This is a genomic window from Nonomuraea guangzhouensis (genome assembly GCF_019396345.1).
Lineage (GTDB): Bacteria > Actinomycetota > Actinomycetes > Streptosporangiales > Streptosporangiaceae > Nonomuraea > Nonomuraea guangzhouensis.
The window spans coordinates 1-20,831 of the sequence record NZ_JAHKRM010000054.1 but is presented as its reverse complement, the minus strand read 5'-3'; the positions used below and the strand labels follow the sequence as shown (position 1 = coordinate 20,831).

Annotated in this window: 20 protein-coding genes; 13 read left to right on the top strand and 7 right to left on the bottom strand. The window is 65.6% G+C overall.

The features are described from left to right. Positions 1-23: 23 nt before the first annotated feature. On the bottom strand, positions 24-209 hold the full coding sequence (locus tag KME78_RS59215) for a helix-turn-helix domain-containing protein (protein ID WP_219539104.1): 186 nt from the start codon (positions 207-209) through the stop codon (positions 24-26). Then, positions 202-852, bottom strand: a complete 651-nt coding sequence (locus KME78_RS59210; RefSeq protein WP_219539101.1) for a replication initiator — start codon at positions 850-852, stop codon at positions 202-204. Before KME78_RS59210 ends, KME78_RS59215 begins: the two co-directional genes overlap by 8 nt. A 3-nt stretch (positions 853-855) precedes the next feature. Here KME78_RS59210 and KME78_RS59205 point away from each other — a divergent pair, with 3 nt between their 5' ends. Both KME78_RS59205 and KME78_RS59200 read left to right on the top strand, forming a co-directional pair. Beyond that, entirely contained in the window at positions 856-1,227 is a 372-nt protein-coding gene (locus tag KME78_RS59205; RefSeq protein ID WP_219539100.1) for a UTRA domain-containing protein, read from the top strand. Between the two features lie 9 nt (positions 1,228-1,236). Further along, the gene (locus KME78_RS59200) at positions 1,237-1,884 is read left to right on the top strand and encodes a 2'-5' RNA ligase family protein (RefSeq protein ID WP_219539099.1); all 648 of its coding nucleotides are present in this window, start codon (positions 1,237-1,239) and stop codon (positions 1,882-1,884) included. Between the two features lie 572 nt (positions 1,885-2,456). Here KME78_RS59200 and KME78_RS59195 read toward each other — a convergent pair. Next, complete coding sequence (locus KME78_RS59195) at positions 2,457-2,957, bottom strand: hypothetical protein (protein ID WP_219539097.1); 501 nt, start codon at positions 2,955-2,957, stop codon at positions 2,457-2,459. A gap of 245 nt (positions 2,958-3,202) precedes the next feature. Beyond that, positions 3,203-4,480: a pentapeptide repeat-containing protein gene (locus tag KME78_RS59190; RefSeq protein ID WP_246654871.1), complete on the bottom strand. Its 1,278-nt coding sequence runs from the start codon at positions 4,478-4,480 to the stop codon at positions 3,203-3,205. A 580-nt stretch (positions 4,481-5,060) separates the two neighbouring features. Here KME78_RS59190 and KME78_RS65680 point away from each other — a divergent pair. The 3 genes from KME78_RS65680 to KME78_RS59175 all read left to right on the top strand — a co-directional run bounded on the left by KME78_RS65680 (position 5,061) and on the right by KME78_RS59175 (position 7,378). After that, entirely contained in the window at positions 5,061-5,807 is a 747-nt protein-coding gene (locus tag KME78_RS65680) for a DUF6879 family protein (protein ID WP_246654870.1), read from the top strand. A gap of 64 nt (positions 5,808-5,871) precedes the next feature. Next, complete coding sequence (locus KME78_RS59180) at positions 5,872-6,693, top strand: Scr1 family TA system antitoxin-like transcriptional regulator (protein WP_219539094.1); 822 nt, start codon at positions 5,872-5,874, stop codon at positions 6,691-6,693. 58 nt (positions 6,694-6,751) lie between these two features. Further along, a complete protein-coding gene (locus KME78_RS59175; RefSeq protein WP_219539092.1) occupies positions 6,752-7,378 on the top strand; it encodes a hypothetical protein in 627 nt (208 codons plus the stop codon). Between the two features lie 431 nt (positions 7,379-7,809). On the opposite strand, the gene KME78_RS59170 is transcribed toward KME78_RS59175, so the two are convergent. After that, positions 7,810-8,319, bottom strand: coding sequence for a hypothetical protein (locus KME78_RS59170; RefSeq protein WP_219539091.1), 510 nt, complete (start codon positions 8,317-8,319; stop codon positions 7,810-7,812). On the opposite strand from KME78_RS59170, the gene KME78_RS59165 reads away from it, so the two are divergent. Both KME78_RS59165 and KME78_RS59160 read left to right on the top strand, forming a co-directional pair. Beyond that, positions 8,312-8,941, top strand: a complete 630-nt coding sequence (locus KME78_RS59165; protein WP_219539089.1) for a hypothetical protein — start codon at positions 8,312-8,314, stop codon at positions 8,939-8,941. The genes KME78_RS59170 and KME78_RS59165 overlap by 8 nt on opposite strands. Before the next feature lie 501 nt (positions 8,942-9,442). Further along, positions 9,443-10,798 (top strand): M1 family metallopeptidase, encoded by a 1,356-nt coding sequence (locus KME78_RS59160; RefSeq protein WP_219539087.1) that lies wholly within the window; start codon positions 9,443-9,445, stop codon positions 10,796-10,798. 3 nt (positions 10,799-10,801) lie between these two features. Here the strand turns inward: KME78_RS59160 and KME78_RS59155 are convergent, their stop codons facing one another. Together KME78_RS59155 and KME78_RS59150 are read right to left on the bottom strand one after the other, a co-directional pair. Next, positions 10,802-11,635 carry a M48 family metalloprotease gene (locus KME78_RS59155; RefSeq protein ID WP_219539085.1) on the bottom strand — a complete coding sequence of 278 codons (834 nt, stop codon included), beginning with the start codon at positions 11,633-11,635 and terminating at the stop codon, positions 10,802-10,804. A 146-nt stretch (positions 11,636-11,781) separates the two neighbouring features. Beyond that, a complete protein-coding gene (locus KME78_RS59150) occupies positions 11,782-12,243 on the bottom strand; it encodes an ATP-binding protein (RefSeq protein ID WP_246654869.1) in 462 nt (153 codons plus the stop codon). 248 nt (positions 12,244-12,491) lie between these two features. On the opposite strand from KME78_RS59150, the gene KME78_RS59145 reads away from it, so the two are divergent. The 6 genes from KME78_RS59145 to KME78_RS59120 all read left to right on the top strand — a co-directional run bounded on the left by KME78_RS59145 (position 12,492) and on the right by KME78_RS59120 (position 20,457). Further along, positions 12,492-13,358: a Sco1979 family transcriptional regulator gene (locus KME78_RS59145; RefSeq protein ID WP_219539084.1), complete on the top strand. Its 867-nt coding sequence runs from the start codon at positions 12,492-12,494 to the stop codon at positions 13,356-13,358. Positions 13,359-13,528: 170 nt separating this feature from the next. Then, positions 13,529-14,911, top strand: coding sequence for a trigger factor (gene tig, locus KME78_RS59140; RefSeq protein ID WP_219539082.1), 1,383 nt, complete (start codon positions 13,529-13,531; stop codon positions 14,909-14,911). A 174-nt stretch (positions 14,912-15,085) separates the two neighbouring features. Beyond that, on the top strand, positions 15,086-15,718 hold the full coding sequence (locus tag KME78_RS59135; RefSeq protein WP_219539080.1) for a ClpP family protease: 633 nt from the start codon (positions 15,086-15,088) through the stop codon (positions 15,716-15,718). A gap of 10 nt (positions 15,719-15,728) precedes the next feature. Continuing rightward, positions 15,729-16,352, top strand: a complete 624-nt coding sequence (locus tag KME78_RS59130) for an ATP-dependent Clp protease proteolytic subunit (RefSeq protein WP_219539078.1) — start codon at positions 15,729-15,731, stop codon at positions 16,350-16,352. Positions 16,353-16,526: 174 nt separating this feature from the next. Further along, the gene (clpX, locus tag KME78_RS59125) at positions 16,527-17,810 is read left to right on the top strand and encodes an ATP-dependent Clp protease ATP-binding subunit ClpX (RefSeq protein ID WP_219539076.1); all 1,284 of its coding nucleotides are present in this window, start codon (positions 16,527-16,529) and stop codon (positions 17,808-17,810) included. A 73-nt stretch (positions 17,811-17,883) separates the two neighbouring features. Further along, on the top strand, positions 17,884-20,457 hold the full coding sequence (locus KME78_RS59120; protein ID WP_219539074.1) for a valine--tRNA ligase: 2,574 nt from the start codon (positions 17,884-17,886) through the stop codon (positions 20,455-20,457). Positions 20,458-20,831: the final 374 nt, after the last annotated feature.

Genomic DNA, 20,831 nt, shown 5'->3' with positions numbered 1-20,831 from the left:
CGTCCCGCGGCTGCGGCGCTTGGTCATGACGCCTCCCGCTGCAAGAGAACTATGTACTCGGCCAGGGCGCTCTCCGGGATCAGACGGCAGCGGCCCTGCTTGACCGACCGGAGACGGCCCGACCGGAGCTGCTCGTAGATCACGCTGCGGCTCATCCGGAGTTTCTGCATGGCGTCAGGTACGCGGTAGAGCTGGGTGTCATCAGCCATGGCGGACCTCCGGCGCGAAGGAGGCGACCAAGGCGGATTCGCCGGGTGTGAAGCCCTGTCCGGCGTACTGCCAGTGGCCGAGGACGAAGGTGGCTTCCGGGTCGTACGGCAGGCGTGCGCGGGTCCAGTCGATGCGGGCCTGGCGTAGGTCGCCGAGGGTGGTGGAGTAGGTGCGGCTCTTGGTGGAGAAGTGGCCCCGGAAGCCGAGCATGTGGGTCCAGTCGCGGAGGCGCAGGTGGGCAAGGTCGGGATGAGTGATCGGGTTGCCGAGCCTCCAGGCGGTGCGGATGAGGCGGGCCGGGTGGTCGGCGATGTCGAGGCGGTGGAGTTGAAGGATGGTGGCGCTGGTCACGGGCCGGTCGAGGGTGCCTGAGGACTCGGCGGCCTTGGTTGCGTACTTGGCGATGTAGCCCGCGACCTTCACTTCAGTCATGTCGTCGTTGCCGGAGTCGGCAGTGTCGATGTGCTTGACGTCGAGCTGGTCGCCCCAGACGAGTTCGCGGGTGGGCTGGCCGAGCTCGGGCGCGGATAGGTGTACGGCGCGAGCAGCGGAGTGGACCGCGTCGTCGAGCAGCACGACAGTGGCCCAGATCGGTGGTGGGGCTGGTGTGTTGTCCAGGGTGCGGCTGTCCAGCCGGATCACGGCGTGGAAGTGGACGACACCGCGAGCCTGGTACTCGGCGACTACATCCCCGCCGACATCGCACGCGGGACGTCCCTGGAGGAACGCGATGTCGTCCCCAAGGCGCTCTTCCTGTGCATCGAGGACCTGAGCGGCAAGCGATACCACCACGCCCGCGACCAGTGGATCGCCCGCAGCGCTACTCCAGAGGAGGCCGTCACCCTCGGCCTGCCGCAGGGCGGTCAGGTCATGCACGTCATCCACACCGCCCGAGCCGAAGATGAGACGGTCCTGGAGGTGTCGGAGTCGATCTGGCCGGCAGACCGGGTAGCCATCATCGATGAGTACCTGATCGACCAAGAGCCGAACGTCCCCGACGCTCCCTCCCAGATCTGAGGCACGTCGATGGCCATCGAGAACGTCGACGAGGTTCGCTCGCACTGGTGGCCACGACAGGGCTGGCATCCGGGCCGCCTGATCTACACATGGCGCCTGACCTTCGAGTGCGCGCCACAACTGCACCAGCTCGCGGAGCGCTACCAAAGCGCCCTCTCGGTGATCGGCGGGCACAACCCGATTCCGGCCCAGTGGCTGCATCTCACCGTGCAATCGGTGGGATTCGTCGACGAGGTGCCTGAAGAACTGCTTGACCAGGTAACTAAGGCGGTAGGCGTACGCCTGGGGGGAGTTGCCCCTATCGAGCTGAGCTTTCGCCGGCCTACGGTCATCGGGGAGGCTGTGGTGTTGGCTCCCACACCAGCAGAGCCACTGCATCAGCTCTGGGGCGAGGTCAGGAACGGCATCGCCGATGTCACGGGGAACGCGTCAACAGCGGCCGAGCAAGTCAAGGGGTTCCGCCCGCACGTGAGCCTGACCTACTTCAACACACCAGGCCCGGCCCAGCCGTACATCGACGCTCTCAGCAGGGTCGAAGCCAACGCAGTGAACGTCAACGTCGATCGAGTGGCGTTGATCGTGCAGAACCGAGTCCTGGAGCCCGAGTGGGTCTACCGCTGGGACATCCACACGTCGGTGCCCCTCAGAGCCCGATAGCGCGGATCGAGCGACGGCGGCGGCCACCTACTCGGGAGTGGTTACAACCTTCTATACGGGTTCAAGCCGCCGCCCGATGGGCGGCGGGCGGCCGGGCGGTCCGGGCGGGCGTGCGGCCTCTCCGGGCCGGTCCCGCCCGGCCACCCCGCCGCACCATCGAACGCGGGCAGAACCGCGCGCAGAACATCCACTAGCACCATGCGGGATGTCGACTCCCGGACTGAGCCGATGAGGTCAAAGCATGCCTCCGGCGGGAGCGCTCTGGCACCGAGGTGATCACCACACGGAACTTGACGTTGATGGGTGGCTGGGGGCTGATCACCTCGCACACCATCGACTCAGGCAAGCCCAGCAGACCGGCTCCTCCGTATCAAGCCCGGCTCTGACCGCAGGACAATGCATGATCGAGGAACGGCGACCGGCGAACGTACACGCGAAGCCGAGCTTGACACTCCGTCCCCGGCCCGCTGCCGCTACGCGGTGAGTCGACGGCGTGCGAGGTGATCAGGAGGCGAGTGTTGGAGGCGGAGGCCAATCCAGCCTCAGAAATCAGATAATTGGTCAGCCTGGCTCTACTCCATTGGAGCCAGATCCACGATCACCAGAGTGTCAGCCTCTTTTGAGGCTGCCTGGACCGCCTTTTCTATCTCGGCCTGCAGAGTGGCGCCATATGCCTCCAGGCCATCCAATGAATCAAGCGAAACAATTACGTGTCTCCCTTTACGTGATTCCACTTGTTCGGCGTTCAGTTCAGTCCATCCTTGCTGAATCAGGCGCGAGTGTGCTTCTATCTCGGCTTCCTTGGAGTCTGACGCCCCAACGTCCATGACCAAAATCTCGTCGATCTGCGTACTGTTCTCCCAGGTATATTCCGATTTGGCGTGCAGGACTACTGTGCCAATCTGGCGAGCATCGTTTATAGCTGTAGGGTCAACTTCTAGCGTCTCGTGAAACCAGCCGCAGGAGGATAATGTGATTATGAGAAATATGAAAGCGAATGGATGTCTAGCTCGTAGATATACTCGCCTGCATTGCAGCAACATCGCATGCTCTCCGCTGGTTTGACGAATCATGGATGATTCGCGCCAGATTACCGAGGCAGTCCCAGTTGCGCTAGAGGAACGGGGCGGGCGCTGGGGCCCCGTTGTTGCTGAGCGACGATCGAGGTGCACGCCTTCGGATGTTCACGGACACGAGGTGTGTTGTCCGTGCCGTCGGTGTCGAGGTAGAGTCGATGGAAGAAGGCTTGGCGCGGCCGTATTCAGCCTCCGTCATCTGACGGCATGCTGTAGCGGCGGCGCGCCCGAGGTATTCGCATTCAGAACCGGGTGGACGCATCAATGCGAGCTCGGCTTCGTATCGCCTGCTCCGTAATACCTACGATGCCAGTTAGGTCAGCGCCGCGCAGATTCGCGTTGCCCAGGTCCGCGCCGGCCAGGTCCGCGTCCCGAAGGTCGGCCTCGCGAAGGTCCGCGCTGCCCAGGAACGCGCCACGCAGGTCCGCGTCGGGTAGGTTCACTTCGCGCAAGTCCGCGTTGGGAAGCTCCGCATTGCGTAGGTCGGCATCGCCCAAGTATGCGTAGCGCAGCTTTGAGCTGTCCAGATTCGCGCTGCGGAGATCCGCGCCTGTCAGGTCCGCGCCACGAAGGTCTGCATAAGGCAGTTTCGCGCCACGAAAATTCGCATAGGGCAGGTTCGCGCCACGAAGGCGGGTGCCAGCGAGGTTGATTGCACTGCCACCGAGTGCGGGATTGCGGCGGCCGATGACGGTCAGAGCTGCCTGGATGTCGGTGGCTGGTTCTATCGGGAGTTTGGCTTCGAGCTGAGGATCGTGTTCGCGAAGGAAAGCGGCCAGTACATCGTAGACAGTGGGGTGATCGCGGGGAGAGTCGATGGCTAGGCGTTCCAGGGCATAGATACCGCCCAGGCGGACGTCCAACTTGGAGGAGCCAAGTTGTTCGACAGCTTTGGTGTAGCGATCGGTGATCTGGCCTTGTTCGGCGGTGTGCTGGCTCTGGGCTGCGATGAGTTGGGCTTGTCGAGAGGTTTCCAAGGACTCGGCGGTGTACCACAGGCCCTGAGCCGTGAAGACAACGCCACCGATGACGACCAGGCCGGTGGCGGCCTGGAGGAGGGTGTGGCGGGCGGCGTTGACCGCCTCGATGCGTTCGGTGGCGGTCATCTGCTTGCGTTCGGCGGCGGTCAGCGGATATTGCACGCCAGCCAAGCGCCGAGCACCAGGGCCGAGCAGTAGGGCAATGACCATGCTCGCGGTTGCGGCCAGGGCGGACCCAACCAGGGTCCAGCGGGCCCAGTCGGGCACAGAGAGGATTGCCGCAGCCCATCCAAGGGCGGCGATGCCGGCAGAGGCAGGGAGCAGCCACAGTAATCGCCGCCATCGCCTGGCATCGCCCATCAGGGCGGGTGGCTGTGGGGTCAGTGTGGGTAAAGTTTGCTCGCGGGCGATCGACGGCCGGGTTGTGCCTTCTGCATAACCGCGGGCAATTGCTGATATGGCTACTGCTGATGCGATGATCGCTACTGCTGCCGCGGCGACCAGCCCTCTGCCTGGTGGGCGCGGATGTCTGTCATTCATGCGGCCTATTGCACCGCTCCATGCCGCTTTCCCGGATCGATATAGGCTTTAGGGCCGATATCCAGTGCGTATAGCTCGTGCAGGCGGCGACCGAAACGGCGGGCTGGTCATCTGCCTAACTGTCGCAGAGCCGTCGAAACACATGCCATCAGGCTCGCACCTGGCGCTTGACCAGAACGAAGACCGTCTGACGTGGTGGATTGGCTCCCGATTGCAAGGAACTCTCATGCTGAACGGGTGAATCATGATCAGGGCATCAGATGTTTGGCGAGTTCTAATCCTGGTGCGATGAACTTGAACGTAAGCAGGACGGACCTCGCGGTCGTGGTAGATCTCGGCCGACGGGCGGCTGGGCGGAGTCAGCGAAAAGGCAGCGGACCCGCCGACACAGGAGCGCAGCCGAGATCAACGGACCTCATCTGACGGCACCAGTTGGCATACAGCGGTCAGGCTCGGTATGCCCCATCGGGGGTCGCATCAAAGGCTGCTTCGTTCTGGTAGCGCTTGACGGCAACGGTGAGTACGTTCAGGCTCACGGAGTGCAGGGGAGCACTGCCATCTCAGCACGAGGGAGCTTGACGTGGCACTGGACTTTGTCGGCATGGATCCTGACTCGCCGAAGAACGAGTGTCCGGCTGTGTTCGTGGATCCGGAGACGGGCGACATGTACTTCCAAGGGCGGACCGTCACTGATCCGGCCGTCTTGGAGCGCATCGCCCAGGATTCCCCGATCGCTGCTGACGAGTCCGTGGTCTGGCATCCGCAGCGCATGACCCCCATCGTGATGGAGGCCGTCAGCAGCACCTATGAGCGGAACAAGCAGGGACCCGGCCTGCCCAGCTTCGAGCGCATGCTGGAGAACGCGGAGCGGTCCGCCGTGCACCTGGAGATGCGCGACACCTACGACGCGACAGACCCGGCCTTCCTGAAGTGGCAGGAAGACGGGAGCACAGAATACGAGTGGGACGACTGGGTCGAGCTGATCGGCGTAGCGGTAGCTCGTGGGGTGAGGATGCGGCGCCTGCGGATCGTGTCGGAGCCAGTCACCGACTACATCCGGTGGGAGCACGCCATCAGCTACGGCAACGTCAAGGCGGGCGAGGAGCTCCGCTGGCTGCCGAGGAAGCAGGCGTACGACCTGATGTTGCTCGGTGCGGACTTCTGGATGTTCGATCAGCGCATCGTGCGCTACAACTTCAACGCGGGTGACGGGACGAGCCTGAGGCAGTACGAGCATGTCAGTGACCCGCGCAGGGTGGCCCAGGTCGTGGGGGCGTTCGAGATGGCTTGGGAGCGCGCCGTCACGCACGAGGATTACCGGCCTTAAGAAGGCGTAAGTCGCATTGCCTTCGTCCACCTCTTCTTCCAGCGTCCAGGCGGCCCGGCGGCGCTTGGCTGATCAGCTTCGGGAGATCCGCGAGGATGCGGGTCTGACCGGGCGCAGGCTCGCGGAGCTGGCCGGGTGGCACGGCGTGTCGAAGGTGTCGAAGATCGAGCATGCCGTACGTCCGATCACCGCAGCGGATCTGCGCGTGTGGTGCCGGGTGTGCGGAGTGCCGGTAGATCGTGAACAGGAGCTGCTGGCCGAGCTGCGCGACGTGGCCGGGATGTGGGTGTCGTACAAGCAGCTCAACCGAGGCGGTCTGAAGAGGGCGCAGGAGTCGGTTCGCGAAGAGTACGAGCGCGCCCGCCTGATGCGCGCCTACCAGACAAAGGTCATCCCCGGCCTGCTGCAAACCGCGGCCTACACGACGGCCGCACTCACCCAGGTACGCATAGAGCAGGGCGTAGACGTGGACGACGTCGCGGCGGCGGTCGCCGAGAGGATGGACCGGCAAGGCTGCTTGCGGCGGCGGGACGCCCGCTTTCTGTTCGTGCTGGAGGAAGACGTCCTGTGGTACCGCCCGTACTCGGACGCAGTCCAAGTCGAGCAGTTGCGGCATCTGCTGGAGACGATGCGCCGGCCATCGGTATCGCTCGGGATCATCCCCCGCATGGTCCACCGTCGCGGCGTGGCCCCAGACGAGTCGTTCGACATCACCGACGAGGAATCGGTGACCGTGGAGCTGGTCTCCGGCTACCTGACGATCACCAACCCCTCCGAGATCGCCATGTACCTGCGGGCGTGGGATCGACTTCATTCCCTGGCAGTAGTGGGGGAGCCCGCGCGAAGGCTGATCCAGCAGGCACTGGAGGCGCTGCCGAACGAGTAGTGGGCAAACCTCGGCAACTTCATTGAGCCTGGTAGAGGGCCATACCTACGGTCAGTGCGTGCTCTCTGTACAGGCAGTGAGGAACCCCATCACGACGAGCTTCCGGGTGCCGTTCGTCATCGGCTACACGGGGGATGTTGTCCGGCAGTCGCTGAAGTTCGTGCCACGCCCAGACGGATGGAAGCTGAGCTACGACGCGCCGAGAGCGGGTGACTGGGCGCATGGCGTATTGCGCCTACGGCAGAACTCCAAGCGGTCGGGACGGCCGGACTTCAAAACGGTGAACACGCGGCGGCAGTGGCGCTGCATGACCAAGCGCCTGTGCCAGGTGTGCGCACGCTCAGCGGTGGACCCGGACACGGGGCGGATCTCGTGGCTCCTGTCGTCCGAGGAAGGCAACCAAGCACGCGACGGCTTCACCAACGCCCCGCCGACATGCAAGGCGTGCATCCCCGAGGCGATCACCTACTGCCCGCATCTCCGGCACAACGCCCTGGTCGTGACCGTAGGCGACTGCATCCCGTACGGAGTGCGCGCCGATCTCTTCCTGCCCTTGCTGCCGACCGTGGTGCCGTACGAACGCAACGCGGTCATCCTGCTGAGCGATCCCGACCGCGAACTGGCGCTCGCCCGTGAACTGCTGGTCCGATTGACGGACGTAAGGCCCGCCCGGATCGAGCGATGACTGAGTGACATACCGAGTGACGACGGGAGCGCACGAGCTCGGACACTAACGGACGTCAGGTGACCGTCTTTCCAGCTCAGAGGCCATCCATGCCCTGTTGCAGATCATGGGTGAGTGGCTTTGGGAGCAAGAAGTCGCAGGTTCAAATCCTGTCGCCCCGACCAGGTCAGAAGGCCCCTCTCGATTTGGGAGGGGCCTTTTGCTTGTCCGTCTGCTTGGTTACAGCTCCTCGCCTTGCCGCGGCAGCAGGCATTCAGTGTTGTCGCTGGCTTCTGGACTCGCATGTGGATACGGATCACGGCGCCGGCGGACATCAAAGATCGCGGAATGTGGCCTCAGCCTGCTTCAGGGCTTCGCGCTGGGCGTGGAACGGCTGATCGCACGGTCCTGGCCCGAAGCCGGGACGCAGGGTCCCGGCTGGCCGTCGCCGGTTACGGGGTGGAGTGATCGGTGTCTTCCGGCGGGGTGTCGTCGGCGGGGTGTTCGCTGCGCCCCCTGCGTCCGTGGTGCTCCGAGTCTGGGTCGCTCTCGGCCGGGGCGAAGGGGATGAACGGAGAGGTCTCCGGGGGATTGTCGACGTGATCGGGCGACTCCAGGGGGCCGGTGGGACTGAAGGACTCGAATGGCGGAGTCCAGGCGGCGGTCTCCTCTGGGTCCGTGCCGGTGAAGGGTACGGGCGAACCGGTCTCGGGCCGCGGGTTCTCCTGGCCGTAGGCACTTTCCTGTTCGTCGAGGGTGGCGGCCTCGAGGGTTTCCAGGAGTTGCAGCCTCCACTGGTCGGGCTCGGGAGTGCTGTGGGGGGAGAGGGTTGGGGTGGGTTCCGCGTATCCGGCGGTGGCCAAGCGGGTCCCGCGGCGGGCCTTGGCCACCAGCATCGTGAGCACGGCCAGCAGGGCCGCTACGACCACCACGGCCGAGGTGGCCACCATTGGCGTGGACAAGCTCGACGAAGGGGTGGTGATCGCGGCGTTGAGGTGTGTGGGCAGGGCACTTGGAGTGGTGCTGGACGCCGTTGGCGTGGCAGCGGTGTCCTCCGCAACGGCGAGCTTGGTCGTGGGGGTCTCGGTTGACGTGGGCGAGGACGAAGTGGTGGGCGTCGCTTCAGTCGCGGTGGCGGTCGGCTCGGCTTCGGAGGTGGCCGCGGCTGACGGCGAGTCCGACGTCGTGGCGGTATTCGTGGGCGAGGGCGAGCCTGGCGTTGTGGGGGAGGGCGAGTCGGATGTTGTGGGGGTGGGGGTGGCTGATGACGAATCCGACGGAGTGGGGGAGGGCGTATCGAAGGTGGGAGTGGCAGTCGGCGCGTCTGAGGTGGGCCGTGGAGTAGCTGTGGTCGAAGGTGTGTCGGATATCGAGGCCGTTGGTGTGTCGGACGTTGACTGGGGAGCGGTCAGGTCAGTGTGGGGGTCGGGCCACTGCTGCTGGCCCTCGTCGCTGCTGGACTGCTCGTCGGGCGTCCGGTGGCCGGGTTGGTCGTCCGTCATCTGCCAATTGGGCTGTGCATCGGTGGACCGGTGGGGGCCGGGCGGTGCCTCGGTGGTCTGGTGCCACGAGGCCGAGTTGTAGGCCGCGTCGATGAACTTCTGAATCTCTGGTGCCATGGAAATGTAGATCTCCCGGACTAGGCCGGATTTACCAATACAGATCCTGACAGAAGTGATGATTAAGGACTGATGTGGCTAAACCGGAAGCCTGTGGTACGGCGAGGGTACCTTGCCATTTCCGCAGGTCAAGTGCCACTCAAGAGATGACCAATAGATCATCTAAGAGTAAAAGGCCAGGTCAGAGGCTCTGTCTGAAATGCCATATAACGTGAACTATGTAGAAAGATCTACCAAATAGCCGTCGCATCTCACCCGGCTTCCGCGAGCGTTATATGCCGTTCGACGGATTGCTGTTCTTCGGAGAGGTGGGGAGCGGTGATCTCTTGCAGCTGATCTCCGGCAGTACATCGACTGGTCGTTGATCGGTCGTATCCAGCGCTGACACACCGACGGAGGCGCAGGTTCACAGCCTGTCTGTTGTTGCTCGGTATCGCGACAAACCACGGCGTACTACCTTGGCGCGGTGAATTCGATCATTTCCCTCTTACTCGTCGCGGCGGTAGCCGCGCCGGGCGCGCCCGACAAGGGGCGCTCCGAGCCGGTGGCGGACCCCGTCTACCCCGCCTACGGCAATCCCGCGATCGACGTCCTCCACTACGGCCTGGACCTGGACTGGAAGCCGTCCAAGCGGGTGCTCACCGGTAAGGCCGTGCTCACCGTCAGAGCCGTCAAGAACATCGACAAGATCGCGCTCGACTTCGGCCACGCGTTGCGGGTGGACGAGGTGACGGTCGCGGGCAAGCGGGTCAAGGCCCGGCATCCGGGTGACGACCTGGTGATCCCGCTGCGTTCCCCGGTGGCGGCGGGCAAGCGGGTCAAGGTGGCGGTCCGCTATCACGGCACTCCCGCGCCCGTGCGCACCGGACAGTACCGCTCCGACACGAGCATGCTCGGGTTCCGCTCGGCGGGCGATGGGTCGGCCTGGGCGTTGCAGGAGCCGTACGGGGCTTTCACCTGGTTCCCGGTGAACGACCAGCCGTCCGACGAGGCGCGCTACGACGTGGCGGTCACGGTGCCGCGCGGGTGGGCGGCCGTGGCGCACGGGCGCTTCCAGGGCCGTAAGGGCAACACCTACCGCTGGCGGTCGACCGAGTCGGTGGCCAGCTACGTCACGCTGCTCACCATCGATCACTACGATCGCTTCAACGACAAGGGGCCGCGCGGGATCCCGATCACGTACTGGCTCCGCAAGGGTGACCGGTCGCAATACCTTCCCGTCGTACGGCAGACGCCGGCGATCCTGCGCTGGCTGGAGCAGCGGCTGGGTCCGTACCCCTTCTCCAGCGCGGGGGTGGTCGTCACCAGCGACTCGGGGATGGAGACCCAGCAGATGGTGACGCTGGCCCCCGACTTCCTCACGCCCAATGTGGTCGCGCACGAGATGGCGCACCAGTGGTTCGGTGACGCGGTCACGCCCCGGACCTGGCGGGACCTGTGGATGAACGAGGGCTTCGCGATGTACTTCGAGTGGGCGTGGGCCGCCGGCCACGGGTCCAAGAAGCTGGAGACCTATCTCAGCGACGCTCGGGCGGTCGACGGGCAGTTGCGCAAGCTGGCGGGGCCGCCCGGGCACTACAAGTCGGACATGTTCGGGGTGAGCAACGTGTATTACGGCCCCGCGCTGATGCTGCACGAGATCCGCAAGCAACTCGGGGACAAGCGGTTCTTCGCGACGCTGCGAGCGTGGGTGCAGGAGCACAAGGGGACCACGCAGGACCGGGCGTCCTTCGTGTCGTGGCTGAACAACAAGACAGGGACGGATTTCACCGCCCTGATCGACGACTGGCTCGACTCGCCGACGACGCCGGCGACCTCGTAAGGGCTAGCCCATGAGCCGCCGCACCCGCACGTGCACGTGCGGGTGCGTGGCCATCAGGCGGCCCTTCTTCGTACGGCCGGCCACCAACCCCAACGCGGGCACTCCGCGCCGCAGGTCCGTCAGGGGGATGCCGTCCTCCTCGTGCACCTTGAGCAGCGCGGAGGCGAGCAGGCCCGGCTGGCCGAGCAGGTCGGCGGCGGCGCGGTCGGCGGCCAGTTCCCTGGAGCGGCTGAGCCAGCGCAGCGGCAGGTGCGCGAGGAAGCTGGCCAGCCCCGCGGCGGCACCGCCCGCCAGCATCGCCAGCCCGATGAACAGCCCGAAGGGGAATTCCTCCAGGAACAACCCCGGAGCCTCCACCGCGACCCGCCCGGTGCCCTTGGCGAACGCCGCCAGCGCGATCGCGAACGAGCTCGCCAGCGTCATCACCGCCACGTCCTTGTGCCGGATGTGCGCGATCTCGTGCGCGAGCACCGCGGTCAGCTCACCGGGCTCCAGACGGGCGCGCAGCCCCTCGGTGACGATGATCGTCGAGCTGCGCCGTGAGCGGCCGACCGTGTAGGCGTTCGGGGCCGGCGACGGGCTGATCGCCAGCCGCGGCTTGGCCACATCGCTCAGGGCGCAGAGCCGATCGAGTACGGCGTGCAGCTCCGGCTCCTGCTCGGCCGTGACGTACCGGGCCCTGGTCATCCGCCGCGCCATGGCCTCGGTGGACCACCACTGCACGAGCAGGACGAGGACGGCTCCGAGGGCGACGTACAGGACCGGAACGTCTATCAGCACGAGACCGGCCAGGACAGCAGAGTAGATGGCCACGAGCAGGGCCATAGGGATGAGCATGCGCACCTTCGGAACCTCCAGCCGACGACGACGGGCCGGAAGGTCTCCCTCGCCACACAGGGCCCGCCTGACCGGGCCGAGAGGGCCGTCATGACGATCAGGCGTGTTCGGAGGTACTCCCCTTCACTTCAAGAAAGGGTAATAAATCAGGCCTCGGTACGGAAGAGGGCCCACACGGCTTTGCCACCCCGAGCCAGCGGATCCCAGCCCCAGCATTGGCTGTAGGTCTCGACGATGTAAAGGCCACGCCCGTTTTCGGAGATGAAGTCGGGCTCCTTGGGGGTGGGGATCTCGTCGCTCGGGTCGGCCACGGCCAGCAGCACGTGGGGCACGACCCGCATCAGCAGCAGCTGGATCTCCCGCCGGCCTCTGGCGTACATCGCGTACCTGACCGCGTTCGTGACCAGCTCTGACACGACCAGCGCGGCGTCATCGCCCAGCTCCGGCAGACCCCACCCGCGTAACGTGGAGCGCGTCACATCCCTGGCGGTCTTCACCGAGTCGGCCTGGAAGGGCAGCGGACACGAGGTCGTGTACGGCTTCCCGGCGCTCAGCAGGCTGTCGAACCCCACTTCACGGGTTATCTGCAGGCAATCGGCAGTGGCCAAGGGGTCCTCCACCATCCCGCCGATACCTCCCGATTGCTTCTGGGTTCGTGCATGTTTGGCCCAATATGCACTAGGCCATCATGGGACACGACTCCCGGTCGCTGCAAGACCCAAATGCACGTGCATGTGCAATGTGCAGCCGCATGGGCGGTTACCGGTAGGGGTATCCAAATCGGACACCAGGTTGAGACCTTGTCATACGCGGCAATGTGGTGTCACTGTGTGTGCGGACCTTGATAGGAGGCAGAGTGACGCAGAACCAGCCGGGTTCCGGCCCTACGGCGCTGCGCATCCTCCTGGGCTCCCAGCTGCGCAGGCTCAGGGAGGGGAAAGGCGTTACTCGCGAGGAAGCGGGCCACCTCATCAGGGGGTCCGAATCCAAGATCAGCCGCATGGAGCTGGGTCGCGTCGGCTTCAAGGAGCGCGACGTGGCCGATTTGCTGACTCTTTACGGGGTCGTGGACAACCAGGCACGCGCAGCCGTACTCGATCTGGTGGCCACGGCGAACGAGCCCGGTTGGTGGCACCGGTTCAACGACATCCTGCCCACGTGGTTCCAGGCGTACGTCGGCCTCGAGGAGGCCGCGGCCAGGATCAGGACCTACGAGGTCCAGTTCGTCCCTGGCCTGTTACAGACCAAGGAATACGCTCGGGCAGTGGTCACCGCGGGCTCGGCCGGCATCAGCGCGGAAGAGATCGCCCGCCGGGTGGATCTCCGGCTCGAACGCCAGCGCATGTTCGACAGACCCGACGGCCCGGTCTTCTGGGCGGTCATCGACGAGGCAGCGCTGCGCCGCCCCATCGGCGGCGCCGAGGTGATGCGGGCTCAGCTCGAACACCTCATCGACCTGATGCGCCAGCCCAACATCACCATCCAGGTCATGCCGTTCAGCTTCGGTGGCCACAGTGCCGAGGGCGGGGCGTTCACCGTCCTGCGCTTCCCCGATCAGGACCTGCCGGACGTGGTGTACGTCGAGCAACTCGCCAGCGCCCTCTACCTGGACAAACGCGAGGACGTCGACCGCTACACCGAGGTGATGGAGCGGCTCTGCGCCGTCAGCACGACGCCCGATGAGACCATCGAACTGCTGCGGGTGATCGCCGAGGAGTTCTGACGGGTTGTCCCGTCGTCGTTGGGTACGCATCTACCCTAGACTGGCGAACGGCGCTTGGATCCCGCCAAGGCGGAGCATGCCCAGCGCCGCTCATGTGGGCGCGGCGCGTGAGCCGTACCAAATCTGGACGCGCCCGCGATCACTCGAAGCTTGATCAAGGAGACCACCCCGTGAAGACCGCTGTCGAGGAGCTCAGCCCGACCAGGGTGAAGCTCACTGTCGAGGTGCCGTTCGAAGAGCTGCGCCCGAGCCTGGATGCGGCGTACAAGAAGGTCGCGCAGCAGGTGCGCGTCCCCGGGTTCCGCCCTGGCAAGGTTCCGGCCCGCATCATCGAGCAGCGCTTCGGCCGCGCGGTGGTGCTGGAGGAGACCCTCAACGACGCGGTGCCCAAGCTGTACGGCCAGGCCGTCGACGAGGTCGACGTCTTCCCGGTCAGCCAGCCCGACATCGAGATCACCAAGATCGAGGACGGCGAGCAGGTCGAGTTCACCGCCGAGGTGGACGTCCGGCCCAGCTTCGAAGTCCCCGACTACGCGGGCATCGAGGTCACCGTCGACTCCGCCGAGGTCGCCGACGCGGACATCGACAGCCAGCTCGACGCGCTGCGCCAGCGCTTCGCCACGCTGACCGGTGTCGAGCGCGCCGCGGCCGCCGGCGACTTCGTCGTGATGGACCTGCGCGCCGAGATCGACGGCGCCAACATCGAGGAGCAGCAGGCCAACGAGGTCTCGTACGAGGTCGGTGCCGGCTCCGTGCTGCAGGGCCTCGATGACGCGCTCGTGGGCATGTCCGCGGGCGAGGAGAAGAGCTTCAAGACCGAGTTGGTCGGCGGTGAGAACGCCGGTGAGGAAGCCGACGTCATCATCACCGTCAAGACGGTCAAGGAGAAGGTCCTGCCCGAGCTCGACGACGAGTTCGCCCAGCTGGCGAGCGAGTTCGACACGCTCGCCGAGCTGAAGGACAGCATCCGCGAGCAGGCCCGTCGCAACAAGCTGGTCGACCAGGTCGTCCAGGCCCGCGAGAAGGCCGTCGACGCGCTGCTCGACAAGATCGAGATGCCGATCCCCGACAGCGCCCTCAAGGCCGAGGTCGACGCTCGCAAGCACAACCTCGAGCACCAGATCGCCGAGAGCGGGCTGAGCCGCGACGCTTTCTTCCGCCTCTACCAGACGACCGAGGAGGAGCGCTTCGCCGAGTTCGACAGCAGCTCCGCCAAGGCCATCAAGGTCGGGTTCGTCCTTGACAAGATCGTCAAGAGCGAGGAGCTGGGCGTCTCCGAGCAGGAGCTGACCAACTTCGTCGTCCGCCGGGCCATGGAGATGGGCGTCCAGCCCAACCAGCTGGCCCAGCACCTGGCCGACAACGACCAGCTCACGCTGGCCATGGTCGAGATCGTCCGTGACAAGGCCAAGTCCGTCGTCGGTGACGCCGCCAAGGTGGTCGACTCCGAGGGCAACGAGGTGGACCTCAAGGCCATCTACACCGAGCTCAACGGCGCGGAGGCCGAAGAGGAGCCCGCCGAGGAGCCGACTGAGGAGAAGGCCGACGCCTAGCCCCAGAAACGGCACCAAGCCCCCGATCCGGATGGTTCGGGGGCTTCGCGCTGCTCTGGTCGCCCTTACCTGCGCCGTCAGCGAACAGCAGGCAGACGGGGCATGACCTGTGTGCCCCGCGCGTTAGGGTCACAGGCAAAGCCAATCGATTACGACGCATCGGAAGGTGACGCTGTGACCAGCCCGCCGACCTTCTATCAGCCTGAGTCGCGAGGCCGTGAGAACGGCTCGTCCTTCCGGCTTGAGGACCAGCTTTACCAGCGCCTGCTGCGCGAGCGCATCATCGTGCTCGGGCAGGAGGTGAACGACGAGATCGCCAACCGCATCTGTGCCGAGCTGTTGCTGCTCGCGGCCGACGATCCGGACCGTGACATCTGGCTCTACATCAACTCGCCTGGCGGGTCGGTGACGGCCGGCATGGCCATCTACGACATGATGGAATACGTGCCCAACGACGTGGCAACGGTCGCCATGGGGCTGGCCGCCTCCATGGGGCAGTTCCTGCTGTCGGCGGGCGCGAGAGGCAAGCGCTACGCGCTGCCACACGCGCGCATCATGATGCACCAGCCGTCCGGTGGCATCGGTGGCACCGCCGCCGACATCGCCATCCAGGCGGAGCAGATGCTCTACGTGAAGAAGACCCTGGCCGAGCGGATCGCGCAGCACACAGGCCAGTCGCTCGAGCAGATCGAGGCCGACTCCGATCGAGACCGCTGGTTCACGGCCGAAGAGGCCAAGGACTACGGCTTCATCGACAACGTCGTGCGCAGCGCGAGGCAGGTGCCCTCGCAAGGCGCCGTCTCCTAGGGGAGTTGAAGTGAACATCGAAAGCCGGTACGTTCTCCCCTCCTTCGTCGAACGCACGTCCTATGGCGTGAAGGAGATGAACCCGTACAACAAGCTCTTCGAGGACCGCATCATCTTCCTCGGAGTGCAGATCGACGACGCGTCGGCCAACGACGTGATGGCTCAGCTGCTGACGCTGGAGTCGCTCGATCCCGACCGTGACATCAGCATCTACATCAACTCGCCGGGTGGTTCTTTCACCGCCATGACGGCGATTTACGACACGATGCAGTTCGTCCGGCCGGAGATCCAGACCGTCTGCCTGGGGCAGGCCGCCTCCGCCGCGGCCGTGCTGCTGGCCGGCGGGACTCCCGGCAAGCGGTTCGCGCTTCCCAACGCCAGGGTGCTCATCCACCAGCCGTCCACCGAGGGCGGCGGCCAGGGAAGCGACATCGAGATCCAGGCCCGCGAGATCCTTCGCATGCGCTCCCTCCTTGAGGACATCGTGGCGAAGCACTCCGGAAAGCGCCCTGCGGAAGTCCGAAAGGACATCGAACGCGACAAAATTCTCAACGCGGACGAGGCAAAGGCGTATGGTCTGATCGACGACATCATCCCGTCGAGGAAGAAACGAGCTCAGGCCGTCGCTTCCTGATGAGATGTGACGCACCGGAGCGCTGCCCAATAGGGCACGTTCCGGTGCGACTCGCCGCCAGGGGGCTCACTGAGGGCCCAGAAGACGGTAACGTCGAAACCTGAGCGGTTCGGACCCGGTCCGGTAGATACGGATCGCGGGAGCAGGGCGGTCCCACGCAAAGGAGTATCTGGGGTGGCACGCATCGGCGACGGGGGAGACCTGCTGAAGTGCTCTTTCTGCGGGAAGAGCCAGAAGCAAGTCAAGAAGCTCATTGCCGGTCCAGGCGTCTACATCTGCGATGAGTGCATCGATCTCTGCAACGAGATCATCGAGGAGGAGCTCTCCGAGTCCTCTGAGCTCAAGTGGGACAACCTGCCCAAGCCGAGGGAGATCTACGAGTTCCTCGACGCCTACGTCATCGGTCAGGACAAGGCGAAGAAGGCGCTCTCGGTGGCGGTCTACAACCACTACAAGCGGGTGCAGTCCGGCGACCGAGGTAGAGACGACGGTCTTGAGCTGGCCAAGAGCAACATCCTGCTGCTGGGCCCCACGGGCTCGGGCAAGACACTGCTCGCGCAGACGCTGGCGAAGATGCTCAACGTGCCCTTCGCCATCGCCGACGCCACGGCGCTCACCGAGGCCGGATACGTCGGCGAGGACGTCGAGAACATCCTCCTCAAGCTCATCCAGGCCGCTGACTACGACGTCAAGAAGGCCGAGACCGGCATCATCTACATCGACGAGGTCGACAAGATCGCTCGCAAGAGCGAAAACCCGTCGATCACGCGCGACGTCTCCGGTGAGGGCGTCCAGCAGGCACTGCTCAAGATCCTGGAGGGCACGACCGCGAGCGTGCCGCCGCAGGGCGGGCGCAAGCACCCCCACCAGGAGTTCATCCAGATCGACACGACGAACGTGCTGTTCATCTGCGGTGGCGCCTTCGCCGGTCTGGAAAAGATCATCGAGTCGCGCATCGGCAAGAAGGGCATCGGCTTCAACGCCATCATCCGGTCGAAGGAAGAAGTCGACATGGTCGACATCTTCTCCGACGTGATGCCCGAGGACCTGCTGAAGTTCGGCATGATCCCCGAGTTCGTCGGTCGTCTGCCGGTCATCACCTCGGTGCACAACCTCGACCGTGAGGCGCTCATCCAGATCCTCACCGAGCCCCGCAACGCGCTCGTCAAGCAATACCGCAAGCTGCTGGAGCTCGACGGCGTGGAGCTGGAGTTCACCGACGGCGCGCTCGAGGCCATCGCCGACCAGGCGATCCTGCGCGGCACCGGCGCCCGCGGCCTGCGCGCCATCCTCGAAGAGGTGCTCCAGTCGGTGATGTACGAGGTGCCGTCGCGCCAGGACGTCGCGCGCGTGGTCATCACCCGCGAGTCGGTGCTCGAACACGCCATCCCGACGCTCGTACCCCGCGATCAGCTCGCCGCGAAGCAGCAGCGCACACCGCGGGAAAAGTCCGCCTGATCCTTTCCCTTTCGGCCAAGCGCCCCGCGGAGCACCACTCCCCGGGGCGTTTCGCTTTCCTCCTTCCCTAGAATTGGTCACTGTGACAACGCCAGAGCTGCCTACCCAGTACACCCCGGCCGACGTCGAAACCCGGAGCTACGAGCGCTGGGTAACCGGAGGTTTCTTCCACGCCGACCCGGGCAGCCCGCGCGTGCCGTACAGCATCGTCCTTCCCCCGCCCAACGTGACCGGCGTCCTGCACATCGGGCACGCGCTCGACCACTCCATCCAGGACGCGCTCACCCGCCGGGCCCGTATGCAGGGGCGCGAGACGCTGTGGCTGCCCGGCATGGACCACGCGGGCATCGCCACCCAGAACGTCGTCGAGCGCGAGCTGGCCAAGCAGGGCCTGTCGCGCCACGACCTCGGGCGTGAGGAGTTCGTGGAGCGGGTCTGGCAGTGGAAGGAGGAGTCCGGTGGCCGGATCCTCGGCCAGATGCGCAAGCTCGGCGACGGTGTCGACTGGTCGCGCGAGCGCTTCACCATGGACACGGGGCTCTCGCGGGCCGTGCAGACGATCTTCAAGCGGCTGTTCGACGACGGGCTGATCTACCGGGCCGAACGCATCATCAACTGGTGCCCCCGCTGCCTCACCGCGCTGTCCGACATCGAGGTGGAGCACAGCGAGGACGACGGCGAGCTCGTCTCCATCCGCTACTCCGACGAGATCGTGGTGGCGACCACCCGCGCGGAGACCATGCTCGGCGACACCGCCGTGGCCGTGCATCCCTCGGACGAGCGCTACGCCCATCTGATCGGCACGCTCGTCGAGGTGCCGCTCACCGGCCGACAGATCCCGGTGGTCGCCGACGAGCACGTCGACCCGGCCTTCGGCACCGGCGCGGTCAAGGTGACGCCGGCCCACGACCCCAACGACTTCGAGATCGGCCGGCGCCATTCGCTGCCGTCGCTGACCATCATGGACGAGCGTGGCGTGATCACCGCGCACGGGCCGTTCGAGGGACTCGACCGGTTCGAGGCGCGACCCGCTGTGGTCGCCGCGCTCCGCGCCGAGGGCCGGATCGTCGCCGAGAAGCGCCCCTACGTCCACTCCGTCGGCCACTGCTCGCGCTGCAAGACGGTGGTGGAGCCGAGGCTGTCGCTGCAGTGGTTCGTCAACGTCTCGCCGCTGGCCAAGGCCGCTGGTGACGCGGTGCGCGACGGACGCACCCGCATCCACCCGCCCGAGCTGGCCAAGCGCTACTTCGACTGGGTCGACGACATGCACGACTGGTGCATCTCGCGCCAGCTGTGGTGGGGGCATCGCATCCCGGTCTGGTACGGCCCGGCCGGCGAGGTCGTGTGCGTGGGCCCCGACCAGGACCCGCCCGCCGGCTACGTCCAGGACTCCGACGTGCTCGACACCTGGTTCTCCTCGGGCCTGTGGCCGTTCTCCACACTGGGCTGGCCCGACGCGACACCGGAGCTCGAGCGCTTCTATCCGACGTCCGTGCTGGTCACGGGCTACGACATCCTGTTCTTCTGGGTGGCGCGGATGATGATGTTCGGCCTGTACGCCATGGACGGCGAGCCGCCCTTCCGCGTGGTGGCGCTGCACGGCATGGTCCGCGACCAGTACGGCAAGAAGATGTCCAAGTCGTTCGGCAACGTCGTCGATCCGCTCGACTGGATCGAGCGCTTCGGCGCCGACGCCACCCGCTTCACCCTGCTGCGCGGCGCCAACCCCGGCGCCGACGTCGCGGTGAGCGAGGAATGGGCGGCCGGCTCGCGCAACTTCTGCAACAAGATCTGGAACGCCACGCGCTTCGCGCTGATGAACGGCGCGGCCACCGGCTCCCTCGACGGGCTCGACCTGACGGCGGCGGACCGATGGATCCTGTCGCGGCTGCAGAGCGTGATCTCCTCGGCCGACGCGGCCTTCGAGGAGTTCGAGTTCGCCAAGGCGTCCGATCTGCTCTACCACTTCGCGTGGGACGAGGTCTGCGACTGGTATCTGGAGCTGGCCAAGATCCAGCTCGGCGAGGGGCTGGAGCATACGCGGCTTGTGCTGGGCCATGTGCTCGACACGCTGCTGCGGCTGATGCACCCGCTGGTGCCGTTCGTCACCGAGGAGCTGTGGCGGGCCGTCACGGGTGGTGAGTCGGTGGTCGTGGCAGCGTGGCCGCAGGTCGACTCCGGCCGTACCGATCCGGTGGCCGAGGCGGAGATCGTCGCGCTGCAGGAGCTGGTGACGGAGGTTCGGCGGTTCCGTTCGGATCAGGGGCTGAAGCCCGGCCAGAAGGTGGCCGCGCGGCTCGGACTGGCCGGCACGGCTCTTACCGGTCAGGAGGGGGCTGTTCGCTCGCTCCTGCGGCTGACGGAGCCGTCTGACGCCTTCTCAGCCACCGCCCGCTTCACCGTGGGCGGGGTGACTGTGGAGATCGACACCGCGGGCGCCATCGATGTGGTGGCCGAGCGCAAGCGGCTGGAGAAGGATCTGGCGGTCGCCCGCAAGGAGGCGGCCCAGGCCACGGCCAAGCTGGGCAACGAGCAGTTCATGGCCAAGGCGCCCGAGGACGTGGTCGCCAAGGTCAGAGGGCGTGCGGAGCAGTCGGCGGCCGACATCGCTCGGCTGGAGAGCCAGCTCGCCGGCTTGGGGGTTTGAGCGAGACACACCGGGGGAAGACCTATTCGTTACCGAAGTTGGGTCTTCCCCCGCGCTGGGGCTGCTAGAGTCTTCAACGCAGGGCAGCAGTCCTGACAAACACTCTGATCACTCTCTCGAGCTTCAGGCTGTGCCCAGATCGGATTGGACACGGACGAGAAGTTCGGGTAAGTTAGCAGGGTTGCCCGGAACGAACCGGATCGGCCGATTTGACAAGAATCGCCCAAATCTGGTAAAATGGGTAAAGCGAAATGTGCGCCTCTCGCAGGTTGGGGAGTACGCGTCCGTTTCTTGAGAACTCAACAGTGTGTTAAAAGCCAGTGCATGATGCACAACCCCGTCATGTCCATGCTTTCGGGTGTGGATGACGGATT